This is a genomic window from Methylobacterium sp. E-005 (genome assembly GCF_022829725.1).
Lineage (GTDB): Bacteria > Pseudomonadota > Alphaproteobacteria > Rhizobiales > Beijerinckiaceae > Methylobacterium.
In genome coordinates, this window is record NZ_JAKSYG010000111.1 from 1 (window position 1) to 7,675 (window position 7,675).

Genomic DNA, 7,675 nt, shown 5'->3' on the forward strand with positions numbered 1-7,675 from the left:
TCATCAGAGGCAAACAGAGTACCGCCCGGCTACTTCGCCGGCCAGTCCCGCCGCTTGTCAGAAGATGGCTCAGCGCCCGGTCCACTTCCGCGGCCGGCGCCGATGAACCGGGGTATAGATCCACCGATCCGAGCCGTCAACTCCTTTTCACGAACGATGCAGCGCAGCCGGCGCGGAGGCTCACTCGGCATCGATCGGGGGCATCTTGCGGCCGGGCGGGATGCGCCTCAATCTGGACACGCTGGGCCGTGAGATGGTCGCCCGGTGGCGGAGACCGGCTCCCGTGCGGCAGAGTCCCCCGCCGCGGATCCTTGGAATCCTGTTCGCCATCGTCTTCATCAGGACCTGCGAGTGAAGCGCGAGCGACTCAAGATCGGCGATGTGGCCGCCTCCAGCTTCGGGCGTGGGCTCCAGGCGCCGCTCAATGAGCTTGGCGCGACGGCCAACCAAATCGACCGGCGGGCGGTGAACCTGCGCTGGCTCTGTGCGAGCACGCTCACCGGTCTGACGGGCGCCGGCCTGATCGCCGCCGCGCTGCATGTGTCTTTACAAGGTGACGTATCCTTCGCCGCAATCCCCGAGCGGGCCACGGTGGTGCCTCGGCCGCAGCCAAGCGAGAGCGGAGCCAACCTCGCCCGGAAGGGCGATCGGCTGGTGCGCAACCTGATGATCGCCTCGGCCAAACAGAGCTTCCGGGCCCCGGTGACGGTCCGACTTGGGGATCGCGAGATTATCAAGGCCAAGGCCTTCGTGCGACTCACGACACCCCTCTCGATGACGACCGGCGTCTATGCGGGTGAACCGCCGCGCTTTGATCCGATGAAGTTCGTATCGGACGAGCCTCCGGAGCGCGCACCCGATGCCGCGGCCGACGCCCCGGGCGCCGAAGTCACCGTCGTCAAGCGCGACTTGCTGGATGTGGCCGACGCTGCCAACGCACCGGCGCTCACCGACGACGACGTCACGGCTCAGGTCGAGGAGGAGCGCCGCATCGCCGCAGAAGCCGGGCGACGGGCCGCCATCCCGATCGCGCCGCAGATCATGCTGTCGCGGACCCTTCAGCAGGGCGCCGCGGCCGAGGGGGACGCAGCCGCGCCGAAGGAGGCGAATCCGTTCAAGTCCATCGAGGTGCTCGTCGTCCCCGAGAACGTCACCAAGGTCGCCAAGGTCGAACTCAAGCCCAACGAGACGTCGTTGGTCGAGGAGCGCGACCTAGCGCTCAAGCGCGGCGAGACCCTCGAGAGCGCGCTCAAGGCGACCGGCTTCGCCGGGGACGATGCGATCCGCGGCATCGTGGCGGCGCTCGGCGGCAAGGCGCGCACCGCGGCGCTCGCTGAGGGACAGCCGATGCGTGTGCAGATCGCCCCCGGGGCCCGCCCCGGTGACCCGCGTCAGGTCACCCGCGTGGTGCTGTACGGCGAATCCGGTATCGAGGGGATCGCCGCCCTGAACGACCGGGGCGCCTTCGTCTCGGTGGCGCCCCCCGCCGAGGAGGCCCCCTCCCCCAAGCCGCAGCCGCAAGCCGAGGCCGGCGATGATGAGGATGCCGATTCGGGCTCGGGTCCGCGCCTCTATCAGAGCCTGTACGAGACCGCCGCGCGCCACGGTCTGCCGCGGACCACCGTCGAGGATCTCGTCCGCGTGTTCAGCTACGACCTCGATTTCCAGCGTCGGATCGGCAGCGGCGACGACATCGATGTGTTCTACAGCTATGACGACGAGGCCAATGCCGATCGTCCGGATCTCCTCTATGCGGCGTTCACCCTCGGTGGCGACACCCATAAGGTCTACCGCTTCCAGTCCCCTGACGACGGCACGATCGACTATCTCGACGAGCAGGGGCGCTCACTCAAGAAGTTCCTCCTCCGGAAGGCGATCGCCGACGGGATCATGCGCTCGGGCTTCGGCTATCGGCGCCATCCGATTCTGGGCTATGCGCGGCTCCATACCGGCGTCGACTGGGCCAATCCGATCGGCACGCCGATCATGGCCACGGGCAACGGCGTGGTGATCCGCGCCGAGATGACCTCCGGCGGCTATGGCAACCGGGTCGAGATCCAGCACATCAATGGCTACGTGACGACCTACAACCACATGCAGCGGTTCGGGCGCGGCATCCGGGAAGGCGTCAAGGTTCGGCAGGGTCAGGTCATCGGCTATCTCGGCTCCACCGGGCTGTCGACCGGACCGCACCTCCACTACGAGGTGATCATCAACGGCCATTTTGTGGATCCGATGAAGATCCGCGTTCCCCGGGGCCGCGAGCTCGACGGGCGCCTCCTCGCGGAGTTCAAGCGGCAGCGCGAGCAGATCGACGCGACGATGCAGAAGTCGAAGAGCGCCACCGCGCTCGCCCAGCGCGACGCGATCGTGCGCTGAGGCCGGACGATCAGTCGAAACCGAGCTGCGCGCGGATCTGAGCCGGTGTGATGCCGGCTTCCCGGAGATCGGCGAGCGATTGCGAGCCCCGCGACTTGGCCAGTTTCTCGCCCGTGGCGTCGCGGAGCAACGGGTGATGCCAGTAGAACTGCGTGGGAAGCCCGAGGAGCCTCTGCAGCAGCACGTGGAGGTCGGTGGCTGCCTCCAGGTCGCGACCACGGACCACATGAGTGATCCCCTCCCCCGCATCGTCGTACACGACGGAGAGATGGTAGCTCGTCGGGACATCGCGGCGGGCGATCACTGCGTCGCCCCAGCGGGCGGGATCGGCGTCGACCCGGCGCTCGCCGGCCTCGTCAAAGGCGATGTAGCCGTGTGAGGACCCGGCGCAGCCGAGCGCGGCCGCCATGTCGAGGCGCCACGTATGCGGCTCGCCCCGGGCGAGCTTTTCGGCGACGTGAGTGGAATCGAGGCTGCGGCAGGTGCCGGGATAGCGGGGCACGCCGTCCGGATCGCTCGCCGTCTCGCCGTCCGCCTCCACGCGAGCCCGGATCTGTCCGCGCGAGCAGAAGCACGGATAGGCGAGCGCCCGGTCGATCAGGCCGTCGCGGACCGCGCGATACGCCGCCATGTGGTCGGATTGGCGTCGGACCGGTTCGGGATAGCGTAGGCCGAGCCAGGCGAGATCCGCGACGGTCGCCTCGATCAGAGCGGGCTTCGAGCGCTGCGTGTCGATATCCTCGATCCGCAGGCGGCAGGTCCCACCCATCCGCTTCGCGAGGTCGGCGTTCAGCAGGGCCGAATAGGCGTGGCCGAGATGCAGGCGTCCGTTCGGGCTCGGCGCGAAGCGGAGGACCGGCGCGCCTCCGATCACCCGTCGGCGCGGCGGAGGCAGTGCGGCGCGGCGGGCTGGCAGGCGATGCCCGGCAGCGAACAGGCCGGTCCCTCGGCAAGGCGCTGGCAGACCTGGCAGCCGTCAGTCCATTCGAGGCAGGCCGGATCCTCGGCGACGGAGCGCGCCGGCGCCGGGTGGCGGGCCGGTAGTAATGCGCCGAGCAGGACCGTCGCGACGACGAGGGCCAAGATGGCCCAGGCGGCGAGCGCGCCCCTCGACGCGCGCGGTTCGGACGATGGCTGAAGGGCTGCCGACATGAAATCCTGTTGGCGTGGGAGGGGCCGGCCTGTCAACGCGCTTACGCCGCTTGCGCCGCGCGGCGCTCCAACAGGGCCGGGAGGAGCTTCAGGTTGAGGGGCTTGGCCAGGAACCCGTCGAACCCGGCGGCCCAGGCGGCGGCCTCGTCCTCCTGGCCGACATTGGCGGTCAGCGCCACCAGATGGAGCCGGTCGGTGCCGGCCGATTCGGCGGCGCGGATCCGGCGGGCGGTCTCGTGCCCGTCGAGGCGCGGCATGCGCACGTCGATCAGCGCGAGATCGAAGGGGCCGTTTGCGTCAAGCTGCTCCAGCACCGCGATCCCGTCGACCGCGTGAACCACCTCGGCGCCAAGGCGCTCCAGGGCGCGGGTCGCCAGGAGGGCGTTGATCGGATTGTCCTCTGCCAGCAGGACGCGAATTCCGACGCCCGTCCGCGGCAGGGCGGCGGGCGGGGTGGCCTGGATCTCGTTGGGCGCGGGGGGGGGCAGCAGGCGCTCGATCAGGGATCGATCGCGGACGGGTTTGATGAGGTAACCGTCGAAACCCGCCGCGCCCGGTGCACCGAAACCGCGGCGGTCGAAGGGCGAGAGCAGCACGAGGCTGCAGCCCACGCCGCAGGCGCGGGCCGCGTCGGCGAGCTGCCGCACGGCGGCATCACCGAGCGCACGATCGGCCAGCATGCCGTCGAAGGCGGCGCCCGAGAGGGCATCGAGCCCGGATTCCAGCGTGTCCACGATCACCGTCGCGGCGCCGGCCCGGGACAGGGATCGGGCGAGGTACGGCGCCTGGAACGGCGAATCGGCCACGATCAGGCAGCGCTGCCCGTCGAGGCGCGGGAGCGGATCGGGCCCTGGGAGCGTGATCGCGGCGGCCTCCGGCAGCGGCAGCAGGACCCGGAAGGTCGTTCCCCGCCCGACGCGCGAGGACGCCTCGATCCGACCGCCCATCCGGGTGACGAGACGCCGCGTGATGGCGAGGCCGAGCCCCGTACCCTCATGGCTGCGGCTGGCGCTGCCGTCCCCCTGCTCGAATTCTTCGAACAGGATTGGCAGACGATCCTCCGGGATCCCCGGGCCGGTATCGGCGACAGCGAGAATCACCTCGCCGGACCCGGTCTCGGCACGGGCGAAGCTCAGGCTGACGCCGACGCCGCCCCGCTCGGTAAACTTGATGGCGTTGCCCGCCAGATTAATCAGGATCTGCCGCACCCGGTCGGCATCGCCCACGAGGCTCGCTGGGAACCCTTCGGCGACGTCCAGGGCGATCTCGATCCCCTTATCCTGTGCCCGGGGCGCCAGGAGCTCGACCACGCCCTCTGCCACCGACGGCAAGCTGAACGGCTCGGCGGCGAGGTCGAGGCGACCGGCCTCGATCCGCGAGAAATCGAGGACGCCGTCGATCAGGCCGAGCAACGCCTGTCCGCTGGTGCGGACCGCCTCCACGTAAGTGCGCTGTTCCGGGTTAAGGTCGGTCCCGAGCACGAGCTCGGCCATCCCCAGGATGCCGTTAAGCGGCGTGCGCATCTCGTGGCTCACGGTCGCCAGGAACCGCGATTTCGCGACGCTCGCCGATTCCGCCCGCTCCAGGGCGGCGTCGCGGCTGCGGATCGCCTCGACCCGGGCGGTCACGTCCCGGCCCGCGCGCAGCCAGTGCATCGCGTCGCCGTGCGCCACCGGCATTTCCACGAAGGCGAACCAGCGCACGCGGCCATCGACCGAGCGGACCTGGGCCTCCATGCGGCGCACACCGTCCTCGCCGATTTCGATGTCGCTGCGATCCAGGATCTCCAGATCGATCTGCGCGCCGAGCAACGCGATCGGTTCGCGGCCCAGGAGCTGAGCATAATCCTCGTTGACGTAGGTAATGCGGCCCTGGGCGTCGCGCTGGACGATCACCTCCGTGGTGGCGGCCACGAGGGCCCGGTAGCGATCTTCGCTCTCGCTGATCCGCCACAGGCGGTCGTGCATCCGCTCGGCCTCGTCCGGCCCGGCCCGGCGCACGCGCCAGCGATCGACCGCCAGCGCGGCGGCGGCCATGAGCGCCAGAACCAGCGCGATGTCCTCGACGATCATCGATGCCTCCCCGGCGGGAGGCCGGACCGCTGCAGGATCGCAGGCGAAGCTGAAGGCCGTGTTGGGAAATGCGCTTAACCGGGGGTTGCGCCATTGTGATCGAATACGGCCCCGCAGCGCGATCCGAACGGCCGCTCACGAGTTGCCTGCCAAACGATGGCCCGGACGGAGAGACCGCATGCCAGGTGAGCACTACGACGTCATCATTGTCGGATCCGGCCCCGGGGGCGGGACGATGGCGTGGCGCCTCGCCCAGACCGGCAAGCGGATCCTGCTGATCGAGCGCGGCGACTACCTCCTGCGCGAGCCGCGCAACTGGGACAGCCAGGCGGTGATCGTCGACGGGTACTACCAGGCCAAGGAGACGTGGTACTCTTCGGACGGCAAGAGCTTCCATCCCGGGCTGCACTACTATGTCGGCGGGAACTCGAAGTTCTACGGCTCGATCCTCTTCCGCCTCCGCGAGAAGGATTTTTCCGACATTCGCCATGAAGACGGCGTCGCCCCGGCCTGGCCCGTGGGCTACGACGAATTCGAGCCCTATTACCAAGCCGCCGAGGAGCTGTTCCACGTCCACGGCCTGCGCGGCGAGGACCCGACCGAGCCCTGGTCGAAGAAGCCCTATGCGCATCCGCCGGTGGCGAACGAGCCGCGGATCCAGCAGCTGTTCGACAATCTGAAGCAGGCGGGCCACCACCCGTTCCACCTGCCGGTGGGCGTGCGCCTCGTCGAGAAGGACGGCCGGGCGGTCCCGACCTCGCCCTGCATCAAGTGCGAATCCTTCGACGGCTTCCCCTGCCCGACCAACGGCAAGTCGGACGCGCAGACCATGGTGGTCGACCCGGCCCTGCGGGACTGCCCGAACCTGACGCTGCTTACCCGGACCTATATCGAGCGCCTCGTCACCGATCCGGCCGGCCGCACCGTCACCGGCGTGGTCGGCAACCGCGACGGTGCGCCCTTCGAGGCCTCGGCCGACCTCGTGGTGGTGGCCTGCGGCGCGCTCTCGTCGGCGCTGCTGCTGCTGCGCTCGGCCAACGACACGCACCCGACCGGCCTGGCCAACGGCTCCGATCAGGTCGGGCGCAATTACATGCGCCACAACAACTCGACGGTGCTGGCGATCTCGAAGACGCCGAACCCGACCCGGTTCCAGAAGACGCTCGGCGTCAACGACTTCTACTTCGGCGACCCCGATCCGAAGGACGATTGGGATTTCCCGCTCGGCCATATCCAGATGGTCGGCAAGTCAGACGGCGCCCAGATCCACGGCGAGGGCCTGCCGGGCTTCCTGCAATGGTTTCCCAACAAGCCGTTCGATTGGCTCGCCAAGCATTCGGTCGATTTCTGGCTGACCTCCGAGGATATCCCCCTCGCGCAGAACCGGATCTTCTACAAAGATGGCAAAGTCCACCTCGATCTCACCGCGACGAACAGCGAAGCGCACAAGCGGCTCCGGCACAAGCTGCAGCAGATCTGCAGCTTCACCGACATCCACCCACACCTCTTCGACCGCTCGCTCTATCTCGGCAAGGACGTTCCGATCGGCGGGACCGCCCATCAGGCCGGAACCCTCCGGTTCGGCGACGACCCGGCGACCTCGGTCCTCGACCGGAATTGCAAGGCCCATCAGCTCGACAACCTGTATGTGACGGATGCGAGCTTCTTCCCGTCGATCGGCGCCGTGAATCCGACGCTCACGATCATCGCCAACGCCCTGCGGGTTGCCGATCACCTCGTGACGCGGATGGGTGCGAAGGACCAGATCCCCGCCCCGCGCCTCTACGACTATACCGAGCCCCGGGAGCCGATGCCGGCGTGATCGGCGTCGCGGATGCGCGTCATCGTCCCCGCGCGCCTGCGGCGCCGGGGGCATGGCCCAAGGGACGAACACGCGGGACGCGGGACGCCGCGGGAACCCAGGTGTCGGCCAAAACGCGCGGGATCCGGTCCCCGCGGCGCCCGCGGCATCGACCGGGCATCCGCCCCGATCAACGCCGTCTTTCTCGTCGCGGTGTCTGTGCGACGGCCCGGTCCTGCGACGCGCCGGCAGACGGTCTCGGACGCGGTGC

At 69.2% G+C, this 7,675-nt stretch carries 5 protein-coding genes; 2 read left to right on the plus strand and 3 right to left on the minus strand.

Annotated elements, in window-relative coordinates:
- The first annotated feature begins 351 nt into the window (after positions 1-351).
- A complete protein-coding gene (locus MKK88_RS13565; RefSeq protein ID WP_244000484.1) occupies positions 352-2,379 on the plus strand; it encodes a M23 family metallopeptidase in 2,028 nt (675 codons plus the stop codon).
- Between the two features lie 10 nt (positions 2,380-2,389).
- Here the strand turns inward: MKK88_RS13565 and gluQRS are convergent, their stop codons facing one another.
- The 3 genes from gluQRS to MKK88_RS13580 are packed head-to-tail and all read right to left on the minus strand — an operon-like array spanning position 2,390 to position 5,603.
- Positions 2,390-3,253: a tRNA glutamyl-Q(34) synthetase GluQRS gene (gene gluQRS / locus MKK88_RS13570; RefSeq protein WP_244000486.1), complete on the minus strand. Its 864-nt coding sequence runs from the start codon at positions 3,251-3,253 to the stop codon at positions 2,390-2,392.
- Positions 3,250-3,531 (minus strand): hypothetical protein, encoded by a 282-nt coding sequence (locus MKK88_RS13575; RefSeq protein ID WP_244000488.1) that lies wholly within the window; start codon positions 3,529-3,531, stop codon positions 3,250-3,252. The genes gluQRS and MKK88_RS13575 overlap by 4 nt, the downstream gene beginning before the upstream one ends.
- 41 nt (positions 3,532-3,572) lie before the next feature.
- Positions 3,573-5,603 (minus strand): ATP-binding protein, encoded by a 2,031-nt coding sequence (locus MKK88_RS13580; protein WP_244000490.1) that lies wholly within the window; start codon positions 5,601-5,603, stop codon positions 3,573-3,575.
- 178 nt (positions 5,604-5,781) lie between these two features.
- On the opposite strand from MKK88_RS13580, the gene MKK88_RS13585 reads away from it, so the two are divergent.
- Positions 5,782-7,425 carry a GMC oxidoreductase gene (locus MKK88_RS13585; RefSeq protein WP_244000492.1) on the plus strand — a complete coding sequence of 548 codons (1,644 nt, stop codon included), beginning with the start codon at positions 5,782-5,784 and terminating at the stop codon, positions 7,423-7,425.
- Positions 7,426-7,675 lie beyond the last annotated feature (250 nt).

What these genes read in the sequence shown, in the direction of transcription:
- MKK88_RS13580 (WP_244000490.1), bottom strand. Translation starts at nt 5,603, where the DNA reads ATGATCGTCGAGGACATCGCGCTGGTTCTGGCGCTCATGGCCGCCGCC.
- MKK88_RS13575 (WP_244000488.1), bottom strand. Translation starts at nt 3,531, where the DNA reads ATGTCGGCAGCCCTTCAGCCATCGTCCGAACCGCGCGCGTCGAGGGGC.
- MKK88_RS13585 (WP_244000492.1), top strand. Translation starts at nt 5,782, where the DNA reads ATGCCAGGTGAGCACTACGACGTCATCATTGTCGGATCCGGCCCCGGG.